The following is a 22583-nucleotide window of genomic DNA, read 5'->3' as shown; positions in this document are numbered from 1 at the left end:
GCGAGTTATTCCTCCTCTTCATCTAAGTAATTAATATTCACTTCTGCTTCCACATCACGGAGGGAGTCCGGAACTAATATTGCACCATTAATTGTTTCTTGATTAATGCCTTTAATCAAAACAGGCACATCACTTTTAGAATATTGATGCTGAGAATACTCGAGTATTTCTGGATGTTCTTCTATTCTGCCTATCCAGTCCTTTACAATCTTATCAATCTCTTTTTCTATATTTTCATGATCGATTTTTTCGATGTTACGACAACGTTGTACAATTACTGATTTTATCTCATCCAAATACTCGTTATCATCGCTAAAAAATTTAGCAAAACTATTCTTAAAAAGTGTTTCATCTAATTGCCGTAGCATACCAATTACAATAGCTGGTAAAGCCTTATCTCTAGAACGATATGAGAATGGCGTAACACTTGTCGCTTCAACATATGTGTAAATTTTTGAGTGATACGACGTAAACTGTTCAAAGTGTGAAATATCTCTTGGCCGTGACCAATTATACATAGTAAAAACTAAACCAGGGTATTTACGTCCAACCCGACTCGTTGCCTGAATATATTCAGATGTTCCTTTTGGCTGTCCAGTTACAACCATTAGCCCAAGACGGTCAATGTCTACCCCTACAGAAATCATATTAGTAGATAATAAGACATCGACAGCTCGTTTATTTGTATTAGGCTGCTCCAGTTTTGTTAATATTTTAGGTATTTCTGTTGCTTGAATTCTACTCGTTAATTCCTCTGTATTTAAATATTTTCGATAAAACTTTTCCTCTTTATTTTTTGCTAGATATCGAATGCGATCTGGGATATCATCTTCTACTAGTCGAAGCGTTCCACCTAATTCTCGTAAACTATTAAAATATCCTACTAGTGTCCAGTACGGATCAATCTCTTCCTCCTTATTTCGATATGCACTTTGTAATAATGCCGAATAAAGTCTAACAGTAGAAGATTTCCCTGAGGTCCCAGGTAAATACAAGCCTACATATTTCCTCCCTGGTTTAACGTCGGTGGGAATTTCCCTTGAGAAAAAGGAGTTACCTGCATCAATACCAGAAGGAGGGAATTGGCAAACGTCACGATTAAAAACACCTTGTACTTGTTGACTAGCACCACGAATTGTCGCCGTTGAAGCAACAACTTTAGGTCTAATAATATTTCCTTCCCGTTCATACATTGATAGATAATCAATAGCTGTCTCGTAAAGACCTACCATAGAACCTAATGGACCAGAAATTAAATGAAGCTCATCTTGTATAATTAGTTCTGGAGGAAGTAATTGACCTATTGGTTTCGTCTCAGATTTACCATATAATTCGGAAGGAGTATGTGACATTGCATGATGTTCTCCAGTTCTTATAAATCCATGTCTTTGGCAATAACGATCCACCTTGCCAAAAAGAGTTGCTATATTCCCATTCCAAGGAAGTCTAGCAAACTTGTCAACTGTACCTATCAAGATGGAAGGGCACCGATAATAAATGGCTTCATCTACGGTATAGGTTGGGATCCGATTTATTGAGAAATAGCAATTACTATTACTACATAAAATTTGAAACACGTCGTTTTCAATTGAATAATTATCAGGTTTTAAAGCTTCACCACACCGAGGACAGTGATGTAGTTGGACTGGATTCGCCTCATAGATTGTTTTTCCAGATTGTAAGTCCTTTAATGTATCTTTTGCCTCACTCAGAGAGTTAGGTGTAGTTCCCCCACCAACCCATAAACCAATACTAAATTCTTCTGTTCCCCATTTTACCGGATTTTTACTTCTTAGGTATTCGGCTGCACAAATTAGTGATGCTGCTCTTTGAAACTGTTGTATTGTTAATAGCCGTAGCGTATATCTCATTAGAATAGTTGTTCCAGCATAACCTTCTATTCCTTTTTCTTTACCTCGTAATCTCCTTAAAGCTAAGACAAATGCAGCTAATCCAAGATAAGCTTCTGTTTTACCACCACCTGTTGGGAACCAAAGTAAATCAGCCCAGTCACGTTCTTCACAAGTAGGATCAACAATGCTTTTTATGTTTAACAATACAAATGCTAGCTGGAAAGGTCTCCATCTTCCTTCTAGTTTTTCAGTAGTTTCTGGATCTTCAATTCGAACACCTGTTTTACGAAAATCTTGTGCCCATAAAGAATAAGATCGTTGATAAAGCATAATCTCATTTGCAAATTTAAATGCCTCAAACGCATCCGAATTTGTTGTTAGTATTTCAAGCCCTTCTCTTATTCGTTTTGCTGCTTTTTTACAATTTTCGATATGTACTTCTCTTTGATCCTTATATTCTTTTTCAATTTTTATTTCCCTAAGTTCTTCAATCCAACTTTCATATTTTTCTACTAATGGAAGGAGTGATACTTTCATTTGCTTAGGATCATCAACATATGCCAGTACCTTCATTTCAAGACCCGTTAACTCTTTTAATTCCAAATGCTGAACAGCAGGTATTTCATAACTGGGTAGAAATGTTGTTGAAATTTTTTTTGCTTTTTCGGAATTGAAGTTTTCCCATTCAACTGCACATCCATGACCTACAGCAAATTCAGGTCGATCACGATATAATAATTTAAACGATTTAATATCATCATCATCAAGTTCTGAGTTAATCGGGGTATCTCTCCGTACAAATGGATAATCTTCTTCATTACCTTCTAACGATATGACTGGTTGAAATACAATTTCTTCTACTGGGGTATTTGTTTTTACTTCATATCTATTAACTAAAAAAATACTAAAAGAACGCCCTTGAGAAGTTTCTCTTATGAACCATTTTAATTGAACTTCATACTCGTCAATAAAGGTACCATCTAGTTTGTTCTCAGTATGAATAAATAGCTGTTTCTGAACGTTCGTTCGTTTGTATCCCTTTTTCTTTTCTATTTTTTCTTCATTGTATATGCCAAACGAAATATTAACTTTTACCGATTTACAAATCTCTGAAAGGTTGCACGTTAATCCAAGTGAGGATGGGTAAAAACGATTGATTTGTGTCTCTTCCTCTGCAGTTTGCTCATCATCAAGATTTCTACTATCATCCTCTCTATCCATTTCATGTCCATCCAAAATTTGAATTTCATTATTACTCGGGTATAACATCGCTCCAAGATAATACACATTTGGTCTTTCTAATAGTATTTCTTGCTCTTCACTTGGTCCAATTATATCCTTACGAACCTCTTCAATAAGGTTGTCACGTAAATCATCTTTTCTACCGATGTGATAATTTGATAACTCTTCAATTTCAAGATGTTGTATTCCATTTTTGAGAATTTTCGATACTTTGAGAGCTTTTTTCTCTTCTTCTATGATACTGGTTAACCTCCATATATTTTCTTCGCTCTTTTGGAAGGAATTTTTATATCTATACAGTGTTCTCTCAACTTGATTTTCTACTATCGAAGGAGCTGATTTTCTTAATTCATTTGTAATTTCTTTTATAGTTAAACCTAAAGGATTATTTATTAATATTACTTTAACCTTCTCACCTATTGGAGACATAACATTTACTCCTTTTAAATATATTTACTACACATATAAATACACCTAGTTAACTGTAAATTAATTTAACCTCCGAATTGCTAAAAGATTAAGTAAATAGTTCGACATCTTTTCCATTTTTCCTCCAATTCAAAACTTTTTTTTACAAACGTTTTGAAAAAGTCAGTTGAGAATTATAGAAGAAATAAAAAATTACCTATTAACCTGTAAGTATCAGGTACAGTAATTAATTAGAATTTATAGTTAGTTCTATCTAATCCTTTACAAGTAATATTAGAAACAAAACACTTAAAAAGATTTTATTAAAATCAACTTTTACATTTGTAAAACAAGTCATCTTCAATACAGTTAAACCATGTGTTATTTTAAACACAATCGAAATCAAACATAATGCCCTCCACTTACCTCGGTTAAGTCTTCAGTAACTTTCGAAAGATAAGCGAGGGCTGCATTAATCAGTCCAAAAACAACACCGACTTCATATACTCCTGCAACAATCCCCGGTTTTGATCTTGCTGCTTTAGTAAGTTGGCCAGCTTATTCAAGTTGATCGGCTTTAAAACGACCGTTGCCATTTTGTCATTGGTCATTGGGTTGTTGATGTTGATTTTTTGCGTGGAAGCTAGATCATTTTGGGATGGGTAGATAATCGTCGATGACTTGTTATCTCCACTGCTTAACGCATAAATGGCGAGCTGGTATAACATATCGCGTGGGAGGGCGTTCTCCCATAAATCTTTATATTTGGCATCGGCTAGTTTCACGACTTTGTTCTTTTTTAACAGCGCATAGTCAGGTCTTGGTGTTGGTGATTTTCTTCGTTTTGGATTATAGCCTGGTGCGTAATGGAACGTTTCGTGCAGTTTAAACTGTTCGCGTAACGAATAATAAGGCACAAAATCGCGAATGAGCTTTTCGACAAAAGCTTCAAAAAAGACGTTCATATCAAAGAGAAATCCGTTAAGATGAATTGGGTTATCAAAGCCTTCAATTTCTAATCCTTGCGCTTGATAAAGTAACGTAATGATTTCCACAATTGGACGATAATGCTCAGACAAGCGGTTAATATGAGAATCGGCTTGCTGCAAACGTTGTCTATTTAGGAGGATCGGTGAAATATACTCCTCTAATTGCGAACACAGCCGCTGCAAGCTCTTCTTTAACTGATCGTCTTGAACCATCTGAATACTAAGCTTTAATCCAGCTAACAGCACTTGATTGAGAAGGTGATCTTCGTTGCGCTCAAAATAAATACTCGGGAGCGTCGTTTTTTGAAGATGCTTTTCTCTCACCAGTTGATTAAAATCTAACCGTCCTTTTGGAGAGGATAAGTCTTCTTTTTTGCGAACATATCCTCTTACCAGTTCTCTTTTTACTAATTGATCGGCGTACCCATACAACTGAAAGATTAAGATATCGAAAAAAGGAAATGCGTCGAGCTGGAAATCCGCTTGATTGACGATTTTCAAATCCTTTACTGAATAAGCATAGTTCAGTAATGTCATGAGTTCGACTCCTTTGATTTTCGGAGTAATCGTCAGCTGTAGATCGCCAATGACGATCGTTCCAATAAAGGAGTTGGTCTGAATACTAAGTCCATTTTTTAATTCGATAATCTCCAGCATCTTTTTTTCGTTCAGCCAATGCACAATCGCTTGAGTAGTCTCATCATTCGCTAATTCCATCTCGGGAATAAACGTCGATTCCCACTCTTTCATTACCATCTTCATCTTAATCAACCAACTTACTTTCTACATTCCCCTCTTGTTCCTCTTCGTCCAGCCCTTCATCTTCCGTTTCTGGGAGTAGATGATTTTCCGTACTTAATTCTGGAGTCGGCTCTAATAACGCATTGACGAGTGAAACGGTGCTGTCATCGGTAAAAATGTCTACTTTAACTGTCTTCTGTTTAACATCAACGATCGCAGAACCTAATATTTTTGCCATTGTTGCGTAGTCACTGTAGCAGTATTCTTCGATTAATGGGATGATGTCTTCTTCAATAATTCGTTTGAACTTTTCATAGTTAAGAATAGGCTTTTCTTTTTCTAAAAAGTACGCATGACCAATTTGTAAGTTTCTTGCATCTTGTCCTAAATTTTCAACGATCCGCGTATTCAATGCTTTTAACCATTCGCCTAATGGCAGGCTTTCAATGAGAACATCTTCTTACAACGAATAGTCCGTCAATAATTCAATAAAACCAAATCGGCGGCGCAGTGCGACATCGAGTAAGGCAATGGAGCGGTCAGCTGTGTTCATCGTCCCGATGATGTACACGTTTTTCGGTACATGGAACGGTTCATTGGATAAAGGTAAAATGACTTCTTTTCCACGCTTGTTGCTTTCAATGATCGTAATTAATTCACCAAAAATACGGGAAATGTCACCGCGATTGATTTCATCAATAATAAGGTAAAAGCTATGATCAGGATGGTTGATGGCGTCTTGACAAATCGTTTTAAAAATACCGTCCTTTAGCTTAAAAACGGTTTGATCGTTAATGACCGAAGGCTTAATTCCTTCCATAAAATCCTCATAGCCATAGGACGGATGGAACGTACACATTCTAACCGTTCCTCTATCGGATCGATTTCCTTTGATCACTGCTTTTTGTTCCTCTGTCAGTGCGGCAAAGTTTTTACTATAAATTTCTCGCGCTGAAAGCTCAGAACATGTATGCTCAGCATGGTGAGTTTTCCCTGTTCCTAGAGGTCCGTAAAGAATAACCTGGTGCTTCCGGCTTAAAATTTTCTCGATTTTCGTTGCCATCCCTGTCAGCGGTTCCAGCTTAGTCGGAATTGGCGATGGCTCATGCTGTTCTTCTGCTATGATTTTTTCGATTGCTAGTAAATTATCAATGTCTCGTAATTGATGCGTCGTCGTTTGTAATCCTTCGTTTGGATTCGGCAGCTTCGTATTCGGAGTTTTTAACCAATCGACTTTAACCGTATGCGGAAAATCCTTTCCTTCAACATACTGATATCCACCGATGACTTTACCGATCCCTAAAACCGTTTGTCCTTCTGTTGCGACGACAACCGTCCCGCGATGTAAACGAGTAAAGAACGTTACAATCTGCAACGTCCATTTACCAATCACTTGTGGCGTTTGATTGTAATTTTCTTCAAGGATCGCACGGATGTGCTTTTTCAGTTCAGTAATTTTCATATCCTCAAATCTACTTAAATCACCTAGTGCTGGCCAGCCAATTGCAATATGGCCTTCCGTATACATTTCATTCCAATAGCTCGTGGTACCAGAAGTCGTGCCGACACGAATATAATGATGCGGTCCCCCGTATAACTGATTCAGACAATGGGTGAAGTGATTGATCGGAAACTCAAATTGTTTAGCAACCGACATAATTTGACCTGCCCAAGAATAAAGGCCACCTTCATCATTTGGCTTCACATGAATTTTTATTAACGCATTCTTTTGCCAATCTGCATTATGAAAATCATCAATTCGCTCTGGAAAAATCATATGATAATATTTATGAACCCAGCCGAGTTTACCCATATTAAAGTCTAATTGAGACTCGAACTCTAGCTGTAACCTGATGTACGCCTTCTCGTCAACCGTACCTTCAGTTGATAATAATTGGCCAATGATATCTGCACCTTTTACTAGATTGTCGCGAATTTTCATAGCCGTTTCGATCGCTTGATCTTGATTAAGTTCAATTGGGTCTTGATTATAACCAGTCACCCACACACCGCACTGCTTCTCTTAAACATAATATATTTGAAGGCACTGCCACCTGAAATACTGCCGTATGTCGTCGTTTGAAATTGCTCATCATTTTTAAATTCTAACCAATAAACTAAGCTATCACGGTTTCCTAGATTAGATAAGGCTTCTAATAGACCTTCTCCTTGCAGCTCTTTCAGTTTTTCTGGTCCAAATTTTTCTTGAAAGAGACGATAGCCTTCTTGAAGCTCCTCTTTCGTTGGTACTTTCTTTTCAAGTAGCAACTTCTTGCGTTTATCCACGATCTTTTGCATTGACATATGTAATTCTACCCTTCGGCTGTAGTTTTTTTCGTTGTTATGGAGGTCGTAATAACCTTTATAGTTCCATTAACTAGTATAGTCTCATAGTATAGAGGAAAAAATTGACGTACCGTTCCCGTTTTTGGGATTGGTGGTTCATTTGTTGTCTATTCAATAGTAATCCCTCTTAAAAAATGACTACCACCATTTTAAGTTTATACAGTAACCAGACGATTCCGTTTCTCCCATATTAAAGGGCATATCTAGTTTTTAGCTCATCATTCTTTCCGAAGATCAGATCCTTTTATTTAGTGATATCGGTCACTACCCTACCGAATGGCCCCGTTATATGAATGTCTAGTATTGCATAAATTAGGTATTGTATCATTGTTTTCTCTTGGGATTTTTGCATACATGGATTGATCTTTTTTTGCATAGTTTACTTTATCAAAGACACCTGCAAGGAGGTTATCTAAGTAAGGAAGCCTCTCAACAATGGATTGAACAGTCCTATGTCTTAACTCAACATTTTGACTATATATTTCTTTGGCTAATTCAATCGTTAGGCGTTTTGCTTCTTTTTCATCTTTTCCTTTTAATACATTACGATACCTGTCTAAATTTTTTAAAAAAATTTCTTGGTCATCTGTCCAATGCTTTGCCACTATTCTCCACCCCTATTAATTGATTATTTCAATAATTAACTGTTGAACTTCTATTTCTGTAATCTCATTTCATAAGCGTCATCTATAAAACTCGTTATTTGGTCTAAATTATCTACCCACTCTAACCGAATATACACTTCACCAGACGTTAGTCTTGTTCCATCCGATTCTTCATACATATGACCCAGTAATTCATCAATCTTCCTTTGCATTTTCTTCGCTGTTTCTATATGGCGCTTTTTTCCCAGGTGGAGGACAAAACACACTTTTCTAGCTTCAGTTATTGTTGCAAATTTATATGAACCTTTCTTACTGACATAACCGATACAATCAGTTCGAATTCCATTTTTATAGCGATGGTGATAGTCCTCTACTTCATCTCTATACGAACTTTTTTTGTAAATATAGTCATCAATTTCTTTTGCTAGAATTCTAGCTTTTTCTGTTTTAAACATGTTAAAGAAATACTCTTTTGATTTTGTGTCTTTCATTATTCCAGTGACCCAGCTAAAATACAGATTTATCCCGTTTAATTGAACCGGTCCAACGAGCCCGTCTTTCTCAGGACTTAATTGAAATAGCTTCACAAATTCAGCATAATCACCATACCATTTTCCTATCTCACTATACGAATGAATGAGAATAAGTGCATTTTTTGCACTAACTTTTTTAGCTTCAATCAATGCAGATGCTGTCCTATGTAATAGTTGGTATCTCTTATCTAGTACACTATCCTTATTTAAGCTTAGTAGATTGAGTAAGAAATCCAATCTTTCTTGCTTACCGTCACTGGGATTATCTCCAAACCAGGAGGCCGTCGTTTCTCCAAAGGGTTCAGCCACTTTTCCTTCCACCATAATGGGTAAAAGCTCGTTATTTGCCTTCGCAAGGACATACAGATCATTTTGCGAGCTTGCGTTTCCTCCTGGCAAAGAGACCTTGTACTCCGGAAATCCATACAATACTTTTACATCCTTAAAAAGCGGCGTCGTAGATTTTAATATGTATGACATAGAGGATAATTTATCTTATTCCCAATACATATATAAAAGGAAGAAGGGCTATTCTATCTCTTCCTCCATTTTAGCTAACCTAAGTTCATGTAACGTTTTCGTTTGTCCAACCGGAATTGTCCATTCATAGATATTTATTGAACTCCAGCTCGTTACAGTTTGTCCCCACTGATTGTAAGACATGATTTGACCTTGGTAATCGACTTCTTTTTCATTTAGTGCCGTAGCAGTTGAACCTTCATAATTTTTGATGTTGAGTTCATCTCCTACGCGAAGAAGGCCCCATTCAAATAATTTACCCATTCGTGGTAATGATTGTTTCGGTGAATGATTTGTACCTGAATTTGAAGTAGTTAAGATTTTGTGGTGTTCTTGAACTTCAACGTAAAAATCTTCAAGTTCAGGTACTGGCAACACTTTTGTTATGTCTAATAGGTATTGCTCATTTAGCTTAACTGGCTCGATCGTAAAACAACTAATGTCAACACCATTGCTGATCAACCAAGCACAAGCAGACAAGGTTTGCTTATCGAAATCGGATGCTACGAGAATCATTCGTTGCTTTCGATTAAACGTTTGACTAGCTTCATTTTGGACAAGGAAATTGGTTAAAATTCTCCTCGCTCTTTCAGAAGTGGTTAATACAGGATCATTCGTTTTTTGCTTTTCAAGGTAGGGAACAAATACATCATTGACTAGTTGCTCCTTAGATTGTATTTTAGCGTAATTGGCTGCATAACGAATCGCCTGCATCTCAAAAGGTTCTTTTCGGTTTCTAATATCCTCAATATCTCGTTTAATTTCAATTAAAACCAAATTCCCTTTCTCATCCACTGCTACTAAGTCACTTCTTCCATTTTGTTTGTTGCGTACTTGTTGACCAACAATTAGCAGACTTTCTTCATCACCTACGAGTAAATCTAAATTGTGTTTTAAGAAATTTTCAATATCATTTTCTTTTATTCCTAACTCTTTAAAAGTGAGCTTTTGTAACTCCGCATCGCTTTCAATTATTCCATTATGAGTGATGTTTATTGGAATTAGCATGGTCGCCCCCGTTTTTTTCTATTTGTGCTATTGCATTATGCTTACCCAACTAAGATTATCGTTTTTTATAAACTACTTATCCTGTTTAGTTTGCTTCTTTCCTCTCAAAATAAGCATGCAATCTATACTCACAAATCTCCTTCGTCCATTCATACAACACTTCGTTATGCTCTTCGGCCACATCAAATTCCATTTTGAATACTCCATCTTCGAATGAAAGCAACCCTTTTGAGCTGCCACTCCATTTGGTCATTGGCATATCGGCTATGAGTTTCGCTACTTTTGTTTCGTCGTAGTCCCATAGATTTTTTCCTTGTTTATCCGAAAAATCGATGCGTTTGCGATACTCTTTTTCGGTTAAATATTGGTGGAAGAATGGTGCTACTTCTTCAGGTGTTACAGGATTGGTCCATTGATCTCGAGCTCGACTTAACATGTAAGATAACACAACCATTTTATAGCTTTTGTTCATCACAGTTCGTTCAACTTCTTGGAGCCAAGTTTCATAGGTTTTGAAAACCTCTTTTTCAAAATCTGTTAGTTCGTTTGCCCAGAATAGGAAACCAGCAAATGATTTGAAATCTTGTTTGTAGTTTTTGCTGTCGGCGTTCCCGTATAAATGTAACTCTAAGTAGGTTGGGCGCTTTCCTAATTCTTGTTTTAAAACAAAATATGCATGTCTAAGTTGTTCTTTTCGAGGCTGCCTCTTTTTGCGGAGTTCATCTAATAGTTGTATAACTTCCATTTCAAAATCAATAAAGCAGTTTTCTGGAACTTGTGGAACGCTAGATGGTGCCTTTACTCGTTCTTCTCCCTGTCTTGTATCAAGTAACCGAAGCTTGTTATCAGCGTTCCGATAGTTACCTATTAAATCGATAATTGTACAGTGGTCTTTCCCCTCAAATAAACGTAGTCCCCTGCCGACTTGTTGAGTAAAAACAGTTAACGACTCTGTTGGGCGAACAAATAAAAGGGTATCTAACGAAGGAATATCCGTACCTTCATTAAAAAGATTAACTGTAAATATAACTTCTAGATCACCCGTTTCGATCATTTGAATGGCTTTTGCACGACCAAATTCATTTCCGTTCGAATGAAGGCTTGTTGCCTTAACAGCATTTCTCTTAAAATAATCTGCTAAAAACATAGCCTGTTTAATAGATGAGCAAAATGCTAACGTTCGAGTCTTCTTATGCTTCTTCCACGCATCAAGGATTTTTTGAGCCATATCTTCTCTTAGCTGAGCTGCTAGTAGTTCTTCGTCATCATACCTTGTTCCAAGCCACGTAATTTGTGAATAATCCGTATCATCGTAAACACCCACATAGTTAAACGGAGCCAGCCATTGTCTTTGGATCGCTTCAATAAAATCAATTTGATAAGCGACATTTCCATCACAAATCCCGTAAACATCTTTTCCATCCATCCGATCTGGTGTTGCGGTAATTCCAAGTAAAAATTCAGGCTTGAAATAATCAAGGACCCGTTGATACGTTTTTGCTGCTGCATGATGGAATTCATCAATAACAATGAGATCAAAGCTGTTAGGCTCAAATTTCTCCAGGTGACGTTCGTTTGCTAATGTAAAAATGGACGCAAATACACAATCCGCTTCGCCTTCTTTTTCGGTCCCGCTATAAATACCTAACGTACGCTCAGGCATAATATGTTCAAACGATGTTTGAGCTTGTTTTAAGATTTCTTCACGATGCGCAACAAATAAAACTCGCTTGTACCCTCTCGCAAAAAAGCCAGCTAAATACGTTTTACCTAGTCCTGTTGCCATTACAACCATCGCTTTATCATAGCCTTCTTCAACAACATTTTCCAAAGACTCAAGTGCCTCAATTTGTGAATATCTTGGTGAAATGGTTCCGTACGGTGCTGTATCTTCTATAATGATCGCTGGTTCCTCATCTTCAGCCGTTTGATTCAGCATTAACTCTACTTCTACTGTTTTAGTCCAAGTACGAACTAAATTCGGGATGTTCACGATGGTAATCTTCATACAACTTTTCATATTCATCTACGGTTTCGTTGTTCACAGTAACGGTTTGTTCATTCAAAAATAACTTCATGAACTCATCTAACGCTTTTTGAAATGTTTCCTTCGATACGGTAGCATCCATTGATACATTCCATTCTACTCCATGGGTGAATGCGGACCGTGACATATTCGACGAACCGATAATTAACGTACCTTCATTTTCTTTATACTGAAACAAGTAAGCTTTAGGATGAAACGCACGGCCGTTACTTTTCCATAAGCGAACTTCGATTTCAGGATTAATCTTGATCAACTTTCTAAGTGCATCTGGTTGAGTCACAAATAAATAGTCACCGGTACAGACCTTTACTTCAGCACCACGTTCTAGTGCACGTTTGAGCGAATCCTCTAACAACTCAACACCTGATTTCATTACAAAAGACGTTAAGATATAAATCGATGAGGATGTATCAATTGCTTCAATTAATTGTGTTATTAAACTATCAGTTACTAGATTAATTTTACTCATCGTCCACATCAATCAGGAAAATCTTATCCTGAAACCCTCCCTGTTTCTCGGCTTTTTTCTGGCGGATCGCTTCGACTTCTTCAAAGTTTGCTCCATGAACCTTAGCAAGACTATGCATAATTTCGAGAACATCCGCAAGCTCCTCAATCGCTTGTCCATCTGTTGTTGCCTCTTGGTATTCAGCAATCTCTTCCGTTAATTTAATCTTGAGCTCTTTTATGTATTCAACCTCATCCAATTGTTTAGTACGGTAACCTTTTCCTGCAGATTCAATAATTGCAGGAATTTTATCACGAACAAGTTTATTATAGACTGGCATATAGAAACCTTCCTTTTTATGTATTTTTTAACAGTTTACCATAGGGAATTTAGAGCGTGAAGAGAGTAGTTAAAAAGAACCACTCCTTTATGCTGGAATGGTTCAACTCTTGATTGTTTATTTTATTAAGCTTGGGTACCAACTTTTTAAAGTAACATTCAATAAATGAATCACACCCCCTCCACAACATAATAATCGTCATGATATAGATAGAAAAACTCCCCATCCTCATCTTCTGCAATACATTGAATAGGATCGACTAATTCTTTCACTGTTAAAAACGTGTATATACTCTAGGTTTCAATCGTTTCTTTTTTAATTGGATTCTTTCGCCGATTTTTGCTGCTCTTTGTGTGATTTTGTAGTGGTCATTCGTAATATTAACGCCTCCAAGTACTAACCCTGCATGAACAAATTCTTTTATAACTGTGCGATTTTCATAGATTAACTCGGCTAAGTCTAATAAACGATAACGACTCGACTTTACCATTCGTACGCGGTTCCCTTCTTTTTCTTTAACGGTTAAGTTTCCACGCGGAGAACATCCCCACTCATTTTTCGTTATTAGGTTTAAGCAGCTGTTTAATAATAATGGTTCTAGTTCTCTATTTTTAAAGCCGATAAGTGCAGGTCTTCGGTCGTGTCCGTCACAGCAAATCGTGGTCCTAAAGCCAACCGAATTTAACCAACGGATTAAGCCTGAAATATACGTATCAAGTACTGCCAGTTCCACATTGGCCACCCCTTTAAAGTAGATATCACCTCCCTGGATGGTTTCATATGCTGTAAGAAACTCTTCTTCATTGATCTCGTTTTCTTTAGGTTTAAACTCTAATTCAAATAACGAACCCTCTATATTTAAGTGATTGAGTATCTTTTTAAAGAAATGAATATTATCTTCGTTTTCATGAACAAAAGAAAATGTCTTTTCTCCTGTCTTTTCTACTACAAATCCCATTCTTATTAACATACGCTCCCAAGTTATCATTGCCATGTCATATCGCTCCCTTTTCTTCCATTTATTTCATACCTTTATTATAGACTCGAGGAGATTACAATCCTGTAATCCTGATTTTCACTCTTTTACTGCACTCATTTCTTCCATCCACTCTATCAATTTCTCATAATTTTCGCTCTTTCTAAAGGATTCTGCCGCTTCTTTCATTTGTTGGTTTCGTTTAAAAGTGTGGACCGCCTCCTCATTTATTAACTTAAGTATAAAAAAAGAGGATTACATAATTGTAATCCCCTCACTAATGCTTGCACGTCTATTATTCAATTTTTTGTAATGAACGCTTCCTTTTAATAATTGATGGTTCCAGAAGTATTTTCCTGCGACCGTCTTAAGAAGCTCTTTTCCATCAATTCCTGTTGTCACTTTAATATCTATGCGAATCGCTTTTATCATTCTTGGCACATAAGAATCAGACATTTCCACTGCATTATAGCCCCAAAGAACTTCTGCAATCACTGGGATCGATACACCGGTCTCACTTAACATGATCGTTTCTAAAATTTGCGTCTTTACGGGTGAGAACTGAATGCTTTCTAGTCTACCGTTCAAGATCGTCTGAAAGGGATGGATAACGAGTACGACACGTTCGCCATTTGGAACACTGGTTTCCATATCTACCTCTGTTTCAATCATTGTGCCATATTGCTCTGAAGCATTTAATACAACCGTTTCTAAAAAACTAAATTTCGAGTTAATTAATATGAGCAATAATCCCCTCTTCATCATCAAGAATTAACTTAATTCCAGCATAAGGATTATAGTTTGTATATTTTTCAAGCCATAAACGTAGAGCCTCTATCAAATTAGCTTTAACTAATATTTGACTTCTGCCTGCTACATAGGCTTCAGCAGAAAAACCATAGTCATCATCATACATTAGTTCGACTTCAACCTCTTGTGGCTTGACTTGTTTTTTACTAGATACATAGACACATACTGCATTAACAATCTCTTGTTCAGAAAGAATTAATTTCTCCATGAATGTGTTTCCTCTTTTTTCTTTTTAGATTGAATCAAAACGTATATTTTACGTATAATGACAACTAATAGGACAATGGCCAAAATATTAACCATTAAACCCAGAATAGATCCTAATATACCCATATTGGCAAATAAACTTCCAAATAGTAACCCAGCAAGTCCACCTAACATTAAACCTTTCATAAGACTTCCGGAGAAAAATCCTCCTTTTGAATTAGACGGTTTAGTAGAATTGTTAGTAGCATTCGTGTCTTGTTGTTTATTTTGAATATTAGATTGGTTGTTTGTACTATTCGTACTATTCGTACTGGTATCATTATAGCTTTTCTTATTTGACTTATATTTTTTCGCTTCTACTACCGTTGATTGATCGTGAAAAACAATATTTCCAACGGGTGTGACGAGAAGCACTGCTGCTATTAAAACTGCAAATACCTTTTTCAATTATTATTCCCCCTACAACATCTTCGAATTTTATACTTTCTCCACTTTATACAAAAGACCTTTACCTCAATCGGTAAAGGTCCTAAATTAAATATTAATAACCTTTACCAATAGTAAAGGTCTTGCTAACAACTCTATGTTGCCAATACTGCCGAGAGCACCTGCTCTGTAATGACGACAAATATTGTAAAAGCTACTCCCCTTTAGAGGACTATTAAATTAACTGCTATAACTTTAACAAATAAATATAGTTTTATCAATATAAAAATCTCAACATTATGCGATTATAATCTTCTGTTTTAAACATCTACTCGTTAGTCCTCTATTACTCTTATTGAACACTCATTTACAACTATGCTTTGTCCAATACCTGACACGTCTGGATATCTAATGACCACAATCCAGCATTCAATACAACTTCTGATTTAGTTATTTCAATTTTTTTATGAAAAATGGGACCGTCTAAAACAAAAGTATGATATTCCCCTATTTCGCCCATAACGCAACTATCTGTTTGATGGATCTCATCATAAAAACTCCAATCCAGGTATCTTCCAGCCCATGTTTGGTCAAAGAACTTAGTAGAAGCGCGACAAACGACAGAACGAAAACCTCAGGATATAAAATCATGAAGAAGGTTGGAAGATTAGTTTTGCGATATCCATACAGGGAATAGCGGTTCAATTCCTGAATCTTGTGCTACTTGCTCATTCCACTCTCTATCCTCATTTGAATATAAACTCCCAAATACAATAGCTTCTACTCCATATGTCTCTTTTAAGTTGGAAAGTGACCTTTTTAGCGAAACCTCATATTCCTCTTCTGAGTCTATCAAAATTAAAGGTAGTCCTAATGCTTTAGCTTGTAATTTCAATATATCCAATTTTATACCATGTGCGTGATTTCGAGCATCTTTTTCAGAAACCATAGATAATAAACACGTCACCTCATGGTTTTCTTTTAGTACACGAAAAAAGCAGCAGTATAGTAAGTGCCAAAAAGAAAGAAGGAAAAATCTAATATAGCATAAGTAAAAGCTGTAATGTTTATCTAAAAATGGTGCCTGTCCCCCAGTGCTTGGTTACTAACTTTTTTAAATGTAATCTTCTAATAAGTGCTCCCAGTCAAATCTTTTCAATTTAAATTGAATCCCTCTTTTTCGCCGATTGTATTCCCAACAATCGATAAAAGTAAAAATAACTCCAATGTGACTAGCTAATTGCGCATCAATAACTTTCCATCCGAGATCATTATACAGGAATTTTCCTAGTCCTTCTTTTTCCGTTCCGTTGCTTAATTTGTCTACACTGTTAGCGAGATCCACCCAATCTTTTTGTTTCATGTAATTATTAATCTGTTCTAGCTCCATCTTGCTAATCTTCTTTTGTGTGATAGAGTCACTTTTAAATTTTCTTTTGATTATAAGCGAACCTTCACGATCCACCTTCCACCAAAATGCCTTCGCTTTTCCACCTAAAGTATTCGAATGGATCCAGTCATTATTATCTATTGAGTCACTGATATCGTTGCTACTTTTGTTATCTTTTATAATAATTGAATCTTGTTGCTTGATGTATTTCCCTTCATTAATTGCTTCAGTTTGGTTAGGCATTTAACATCATCCCCCTTTCTTCTCACTCTGCTTTTCTTTTAGTTGTTGTCTTTCTGATTTTACGTTTTCAAAGTAATTGGTGAACTCAGATTCACCGCTGTAGGATACGCATAAGTATTCGATCGCTCTTGTCATTGCTATATATAATAAGGAAACTTCCCGTTCTTTGTTTTCTTCTAATGCAAATGGCATGTTTTCTAGATTCACGACAAACACAGCTTGGAAATCAAGTCCTTTACTGCTGTCGATAGTGCTAATTTTAATGGTATCTTCATCTTTTTTGAAATTACGTTTGCTCCGGTCGTCTTCTGTAATCCAATAATAAGGCAGATTTTCTTTATTTAAAGCCCGTTTGATCGTATCGATAACATTCAGTTTGTGTGTTCGTTTGACACGATAAAGTATTAGCATATCTGAATATGGAACTGCCTTTTGTTCATGCAGTACTTTGATTTGTTTTGCGACGATTTTCATTTCCATTCCAAAATTCTCGGCTTTTAATATTCCTGGATCTGGTCCTTTTCTTCTCGTACTTTGCGGTGAGATAATTTCTACTCCATCAATGGTTCGATTGACCACTTTGTTTTGTAACGAAGAATGAGTCCGGTAAAAATCCCAGGCAAACTTTACAATTTGTGCTGTGTTTCGATAGTTGATATTCAAAATTTTCGAGCGTCCTTGAAAGCTCAAACCAGTATCTTGGATGTATGAACGCTTTCTCGGGTAAATGACTTGTGCGCGATCTTCTACTAGAAGGAGTGATTGAGTTGAAGGGTTAAGCAGCTTGCTTACTAAAGAAAGCCACTCCGTTTGAAAATCTTGGCCTTCATCTATTAATATCGCATCATACTTTGGTAAAATCGCTTCATTGTTTTCAAGTTTATCAAGAACCGTCGGGATCATGCCCTCGGTAATTTTTAAATCGTGTTTGAGCCACTCGTGAAAGTTTCGGACGGTAATATTTTTTTGATTGCCACCTGAATGGCCGCTAGAGTCTGTACTAAAATCAAAGTCAAACAACGAATCTGGCTCTTTTAACATAAGGGAGATCATTTGCCTAATATTTTGTGCAAGTGAAATGTTGTAGCACAAAATGAGAATTTTCCAGTCTGGATGATCTTTGGATAAAAGCTTGGCACGACTGGCTAATATAAGCGTTTTTCCACTACCCGCTACACTACGAATCAGGCGGTTTTTATCCCCAAGCTGTTTGGCGAGGTTTTCTTGATGAAGATCCATAATTTTAATATCATGTAATGATAAAAGTAATTGATCTTGATACGGAACAGGCTGCTTAAATTCCGCACTAATTCGTACTTCTGGAAACAGGTGATACCGTATCGATTGAATGTCCTCATGAGAAAGAGGTTCTTGTAAGCGAAACGGGACAACAAACATGTTCATAATTTTTTCGATTAAATTCTCTTCTGAAAACGATTCTTTTTCTTGGTCAATTTCATCACGAGTCAGCACTAAATTCGGATCTAGCACCGTATATAACCCTTCTCCTACTAAATCTTTTTGATACAACCGTGTAAAAACGGCCCCGTAACCATATGGGAATTTCAAATTAAATTTATACTTTCCATCGAGCTGAATCAGGTTTTTATCTTTTTTTAACACATCTGCAATATGGTAGATATAATCACGCGCTTGCTTGAGTGGACTTTTTACTGTTTGCTGCATTCCAGCTGACGTTTGGATCGTCCATTCGTCTTGGTTTAATTGAAATAGCGTATTTTTTGTATAGTCTTTTACTTCAAGTACTAATAAGCCTAAATCCGGACCCAATATAACAAAATCAGGACGTCTTCCATGGACTTCAGGCTCGTAGTATACGATATAATCATCAGGCAAGCAGTTTTTAAAGTATGAAATAATAGTCGTTCTCCTGCTGTCGCGGTTTGTCGGATCGTTTCTGGAACAGATAGAGCCATATTCTCACCTCTTCTACAACACATTCAACGTTTACTAGTAGCTTCGACCTAGTTTGATTATATCAATTATACCGTTCATTGATTGACAAAAAAAGGCATTTTTCGAAAATTTCATCATCTTAATTTACTACTGCCTAGATCAAATTTTAAGTAATTTAATATAGAACTTATATATAGAAAAAAACTATGGAGAAGTTAATTAATTTTTCTCCATAGTATATTTTTTTAGCTTTTTCTAAGCTGTCATAGTTATTCTCTGTGCATCTGGTCAGAATGGCAATCGGGTAGCAGGTCAATACCACTAAATTTCATTCATTTAAGCTTCCAATTTCCTCAAATTTCCTAGTCCAAAGTGAGAACTCTTTCGTGAAAATAGATTTGCATACCTCAATATCATTTTCATAATGTTTCAAAACAGGGAGTTGCTTTACTATTGATGAACCTTGAAATACAGATATTATTACTTTATGGGGGCTTTCTATTTTCCTGGCTTGCTTATATAGTTCTTGTAAGCCTACAGAATTTACATCATTATACAATTCAATAAAGTTCTTATTCGGATGCTTAAAATGCTGATTCGCCAATGAAATAAGCTGCTTATCTTTTAATACATTCAGTCCAATCATGACTAATGCATCTTCTAGCATGTTTTCTAGTGTCGGAATCCAAGTTATTTTTTGTTGAATTTGCTTGTTCGCATTGAGCTCATCTATTGGTGATAGTATCCATGCAGGTCTGCTATTTTCTGATAAATAAAGAGTATGGGATATATTTATAATTCCACTATCATACGAATGCTTCTGTCCAATTAGAATTTGACAAGTAAAAGTAGCCATCTTACATACCTCCAATTTTAAAATTTGATTTTTTTAAAGAGTTCATATGACCTTTTAGTTTAGAAATATAATCTACTGATAAATAACCATTTGCACCTAGAAGAATTTCCTCTTCGTACCATTGAGGAGGAGCTATTTCTTCCATTTTGTTTGTTACTACAAAGGTTAGTGCCTGAACATTTTTTCCGTTCATTTCAATCGATACAAAAGTAGGGCGGTATGCTTTTGGTGCGCCTTCACGACCATACAAGTATTCTTCTAAAACTTTAATAGGAATGTCATATACTTTTCCTTCAACTCTTCCACCTTCTTCTACGATATCAGCACGCCCCATTCCGTCTTCTGTTGATTTCCTAGTAAACCTAAGAGTATAGTTATTTAATATACCTACTCCAAGCATGTTTCGGAAATGATGGGCGAACCCAGCCTCACAAATTCGTTTTTGATCCATGCAGCTTCCATATGCAAAATAAAGTACATTTTCACTTTGCTTTAACAAAAGGTTGTACTCCTTCCAATCACCATTTGGTATTTTCCTTTTTAATAAATTGGCTTTACTAGCCACATACATGTAAGCAATAGAAGAACCTTTGTCTGTATAAACGGTTTGTTCAATTCTTTCATATAAGTTATTAGTACCGCCTGCTGTATATCCTTCTAGTTGGTCAAGTCTTTTTAAATCAGCTTCTGTTAATGCGTATAATTCTCCATAAAGTCGAGAAAATTGTGTTTGTTTCATAGCTGGGTAGCCATATCCTGTGTCATACAGTAATCCATTTGTCCAACACTGCTCAGCGATGCATGTCGCACTTTTTAAAAGTTTGTCATTTGCTTCTCCTTTACGCAAAGTTCCATAAACAAATACTTTAATCATCATTCTTCACTCCTTCAATTTTGATAACTTGATTATAAACAGAAAAGGTTGGGATTCCCCCAACCTTTAAATGTCTTGATTTATAATTGTTTTATAATTTTCGTAGGAATAGAACATATCCAACGATAGCCACTCCCTCTCTTGGATAAAATAATTTCGTTATTATCGTCTGTTAAGCAACCTCTTAACTTTCTCCTAAGCGTTGAAATATTGGCTCTGATTGTGCCGATTTCTGGTTGCTCTCCCTCTTCCCAAACATTTAATAGCTCGTCTGTACTAACAAATTTATAATCCCTCTCTATTAAGTAACTTAATATTTCCGCTTCTTTTCTTTCTAGTGAAGCTACATCTATAGGACCAATAAATGAGGGACGAAAATGACTTAGGTCTAATACGGCTTCTCCATCAGAATCAGCATCATTACGCAACCTTTCTGCCTGTTCTACTGTAAGAAATTGATTGATTCCGTCTGAATATCGAACAAGTCTTCTAAGAAGGCCATTTTGCGTAGTTAAACTTCTAACCTCATTAATTTCACTGGTGAAATTTTTTTCCTTATCCACCTCAATAGCCTGTTGCAAATAGTTTTTGGATTTTTCGTCTTCTCCAAGGTGATAATAGGCTTTAGAAATGGCACAATATGCTCGAAACAATCGTATATCAGACAAAGACTGTCTGACTGCACTTGTAAAATATGCGATAGATTTTTTAAATTCATCACTTTCGTAATATATGTGTCCTAATCGATATAATGCCTCCCCATTGTTAGGGAAAAGCTCTAATACTTCATTAAATAAACGCTTTGCATTCATTAAGTTGACATACTTCAGTTTTTCATCGGTTCCACTACGAATTAAAAGCCTTGCCAGATCAGTCTTGTATTCTATATTTCTAGGATTTTCATCCACTAACCTTCGAAAGATTTTAACACCTTCAGATAGCCATACCGATTCCTTTATAGAACCTTCACGTTTTTTCCAATTCCTAATTTGATCAATCAATAGCGACACCCCAATTACAATGGATTAATAAAATATAGTTACAACATAGTCAGAGAGTAAATTTAATATTTTCTTTTATTTTCATTCTTCAAACCTAAAAAAAATCGCTTACCTCGGCGAAAACCCTCCCCCAGAATATGTTTTAAACCTCGGAGCATAAAACCGCTTGCAGGCGTTGTTTGCCTCGACTCTTTTGGAAAATAAGCCACACATTTTTTGACGGAAATTATAATAATGGCAATGCTCGCATCTTCTATAGGATGTATCCTTTGCGGTCCAGATTTTAACTTCAATTGAGCTTGGTTTGGCAGCGGGCGCTTTAATAGGCTTATTAGGTTCTTTTTTTGCTTTTACCTTTTTCTGGGGGCTCATTTTTTTTTCAAATTTCAAAATTACATTTTCATATAAACGATTTACTGCAACTTTATGATTTACTGTTACTTCGAAAAGAGCTGATTTCAGTTCATGTGATATAATATAATAATTATCTTTTCTTTTTAATTTTTGTTTTTTAACGGAAATGGTTTTTTGTAATTCAATGGCTAAGTGGCCTTTTTCAAACATTATTTTTGCATAATCTACCTTTTTATTTTTCCTATTTTCTATTAAGCCTTTACTTATACGGGCAATAACCTCTATTTCACTTCCGCTTTTACTCTTCTTTTTTTGATTGATTTGATAGAATTGATCGATTTTCTTTAACTCACTTATATTTATTTCGGTTACTTTAATTTGATGAACGACACCTTCATCGGTCACACGAAAGTTGGCTTTTACTTTTTCCGCTCCCAATTAATTCTCCTC

General features: G+C 36.0%; 18 protein-coding genes and 3 pseudogenes. All 21 read right to left on the bottom strand.

Annotated elements, in window-relative coordinates; genetic code table 11:
* Positions 1–5 precede the first annotated feature (5 nt).
* The gene (gene drmA / locus J0N78_RS01140) at positions 6–3524 is read right to left on the bottom strand and encodes a DISARM system helicase DrmA (protein WP_209121163.1); all 3519 of its coding nucleotides are present in this window, start codon (positions 3522–3524) and stop codon (positions 6–8) included.
* Between the two features lie 455 nt (positions 3525–3979).
* On the bottom strand, positions 3980–5254 hold the full coding sequence (locus J0N78_RS01135) for an McrC family protein (protein WP_209121162.1): 1275 nt from the start codon (positions 5252–5254) through the stop codon (positions 3980–3982).
* A gap of 1 nt (position 5255) precedes the next feature.
* Positions 5256–5645 (bottom strand): hypothetical protein, encoded by a 390-nt coding sequence (locus tag J0N78_RS01130; RefSeq protein WP_209121161.1) that lies wholly within the window; start codon positions 5643–5645, stop codon positions 5256–5258.
* Positions 5646–5693: 48 nt separating this feature from the next.
* Entirely contained in the window at positions 5694–7235 is a 1542-nt protein-coding gene (locus tag J0N78_RS26315) for an AAA family ATPase (RefSeq protein ID WP_209121160.1), read from the bottom strand.
* Positions 7232–7537 carry a hypothetical protein gene (locus tag J0N78_RS01120; RefSeq protein ID WP_209121159.1) on the bottom strand — a complete coding sequence of 102 codons (306 nt, stop codon included), beginning with the start codon at positions 7535–7537 and terminating at the stop codon, positions 7232–7234. The genes J0N78_RS26315 and J0N78_RS01120 overlap by 4 nt, the downstream gene beginning before the upstream one ends.
* 311 nt (positions 7538–7848) lie before the next feature.
* The gene (locus J0N78_RS01115; RefSeq protein ID WP_209121158.1) at positions 7849–8184 is read right to left on the bottom strand and encodes a hypothetical protein; all 336 of its coding nucleotides are present in this window, start codon (positions 8182–8184) and stop codon (positions 7849–7851) included.
* A gap of 50 nt (positions 8185–8234) precedes the next feature.
* Entirely contained in the window at positions 8235–9197 is a 963-nt protein-coding gene (locus J0N78_RS25605) for a DUF6946 family protein (RefSeq protein WP_374193837.1), read from the bottom strand.
* A gap of 48 nt (positions 9198–9245) precedes the next feature.
* Positions 9246–10244: a PDDEXK family nuclease gene (locus tag J0N78_RS01105; protein WP_209121157.1), complete on the bottom strand. Its 999-nt coding sequence runs from the start codon at positions 10242–10244 to the stop codon at positions 9246–9248.
* An 85-nt stretch (positions 10245–10329) separates the two neighbouring features.
* A pseudogene (locus tag J0N78_RS01100) lies at positions 10330–12760 on the bottom strand (DEAD/DEAH box helicase family protein).
* Positions 12753–13079 carry a nucleoside triphosphate pyrophosphohydrolase gene (locus tag J0N78_RS01095; RefSeq protein ID WP_209121156.1) on the bottom strand — a complete coding sequence of 109 codons (327 nt, stop codon included), beginning with the start codon at positions 13077–13079 and terminating at the stop codon, positions 12753–12755. Before J0N78_RS01095 ends, J0N78_RS01100 begins: the two are co-directional and overlap by 8 nt.
* A gap of 274 nt (positions 13080–13353) precedes the next feature.
* Positions 13354–14073: a hypothetical protein gene (locus J0N78_RS01090; RefSeq protein WP_209121155.1), complete on the bottom strand. Its 720-nt coding sequence runs from the start codon at positions 14071–14073 to the stop codon at positions 13354–13356.
* A 237-nt stretch (positions 14074–14310) separates the two neighbouring features.
* Positions 14311–14802, bottom strand: coding sequence for a hypothetical protein (locus J0N78_RS01085; RefSeq protein ID WP_209121154.1), 492 nt, complete (start codon positions 14800–14802; stop codon positions 14311–14313).
* On the bottom strand, positions 14786–15073 hold the full coding sequence (locus J0N78_RS01080) for a YxcD family protein (RefSeq protein ID WP_209121153.1): 288 nt from the start codon (positions 15071–15073) through the stop codon (positions 14786–14788). Before J0N78_RS01080 ends, J0N78_RS01085 begins: the two co-directional genes overlap by 17 nt.
* Positions 15061–15519 (bottom strand): hypothetical protein, encoded by a 459-nt coding sequence (locus J0N78_RS01075; RefSeq protein WP_209121152.1) that lies wholly within the window; start codon positions 15517–15519, stop codon positions 15061–15063. Before J0N78_RS01075 ends, J0N78_RS01080 begins: the two co-directional genes overlap by 13 nt.
* 352 nt (positions 15520–15871) lie before the next feature.
* Positions 15872–16540: pseudogene (locus tag J0N78_RS25600) on the bottom strand (Dph6-related ATP pyrophosphatase).
* Between the two features lie 72 nt (positions 16541–16612).
* Complete coding sequence (locus J0N78_RS01060) at positions 16613–17131, bottom strand: hypothetical protein (protein ID WP_209121150.1); 519 nt, start codon at positions 17129–17131, stop codon at positions 16613–16615.
* Between the two features lie 6 nt (positions 17132–17137).
* Positions 17138–19068 (bottom strand): annotated as a pseudogene (locus J0N78_RS01055) (3'-5' exonuclease).
* Positions 19069–19376: 308 nt separating this feature from the next.
* On the bottom strand, positions 19377–19904 hold the full coding sequence (locus tag J0N78_RS01050; RefSeq protein WP_209121149.1) for a hypothetical protein: 528 nt from the start codon (positions 19902–19904) through the stop codon (positions 19377–19379).
* A gap of 1 nt (position 19905) precedes the next feature.
* Entirely contained in the window at positions 19906–20778 is an 873-nt protein-coding gene (locus tag J0N78_RS01045) for a gamma-glutamylcyclotransferase family protein (protein WP_209121148.1), read from the bottom strand.
* An 80-nt stretch (positions 20779–20858) separates the two neighbouring features.
* Positions 20859–21779 carry a winged helix-turn-helix domain-containing protein gene (locus J0N78_RS01040; protein WP_209121147.1) on the bottom strand — a complete coding sequence of 307 codons (921 nt, stop codon included), beginning with the start codon at positions 21777–21779 and terminating at the stop codon, positions 20859–20861.
* Between the two features lie 108 nt (positions 21780–21887).
* The gene (locus tag J0N78_RS01035; protein ID WP_209121146.1) at positions 21888–22571 is read right to left on the bottom strand and encodes a hypothetical protein; all 684 of its coding nucleotides are present in this window, start codon (positions 22569–22571) and stop codon (positions 21888–21890) included.
* Positions 22572–22583 lie beyond the last annotated feature (12 nt).

The organism is Alkalihalobacillus sp. BA299 (genome assembly GCF_017745675.1).
Taxonomy (GTDB): domain Bacteria; phylum Bacillota; class Bacilli; order Bacillales; family Bacillaceae_F; genus Alkalihalobacterium.
Note: the sequence above shows the minus strand (reverse complement) of the source record. Positions and strands in the feature narration are given on the sequence as shown.

Excerpts from the sequence above, each read along its gene's own strand:
- drmA (WP_209121163.1), bottom strand. The coding sequence starts at position 3,524 with ATGTCTCCAATAGGTGAGAAGGTTAAAGTAATATTAATAAATAATCCT.
- J0N78_RS01135 (WP_209121162.1), bottom strand. The coding sequence starts at position 5,254 with ATGAAGATGGTAATGAAAGAGTGGGAATCGACGTTTATTCCCGAGATG.
- J0N78_RS01120 (WP_209121159.1), bottom strand. The coding sequence starts at position 7,537 with ATGTCAATGCAAAAGATCGTGGATAAACGCAAGAAGTTGCTACTTGAA.
- J0N78_RS25605 (WP_374193837.1), bottom strand. The coding sequence starts at position 9,197 with ATGTCATACATATTAAAATCTACGACGCCGCTTTTTAAGGATGTAAAA.
- J0N78_RS01105 (WP_209121157.1), bottom strand. The coding sequence starts at position 10,244 with ATGCTAATTCCAATAAACATCACTCATAATGGAATAATTGAAAGCGAT.
- J0N78_RS01095 (WP_209121156.1), bottom strand. The coding sequence starts at position 13,079 with ATGCCAGTCTATAATAAACTTGTTCGTGATAAAATTCCTGCAATTATT.
- J0N78_RS01090 (WP_209121155.1), bottom strand. The coding sequence starts at position 14,073 with ATGGCAATGATAACTTGGGAGCGTATGTTAATAAGAATGGGATTTGTA.
- J0N78_RS01080 (WP_209121153.1), bottom strand. The coding sequence starts at position 15,073 with ATGGAGAAATTAATTCTTTCTGAACAAGAGATTGTTAATGCAGTATGT.
- J0N78_RS01060 (WP_209121150.1), bottom strand. The coding sequence starts at position 17,131 with ATGCCTAACCAAACTGAAGCAATTAATGAAGGGAAATACATCAAGCAA.
- J0N78_RS01050 (WP_209121149.1), bottom strand. The coding sequence starts at position 19,904 with ATGGCTACTTTTACTTGTCAAATTCTAATTGGACAGAAGCATTCGTAT.
- J0N78_RS01045 (WP_209121148.1), bottom strand. The coding sequence starts at position 20,778 with ATGATTAAAGTATTTGTTTATGGAACTTTGCGTAAAGGAGAAGCAAAT.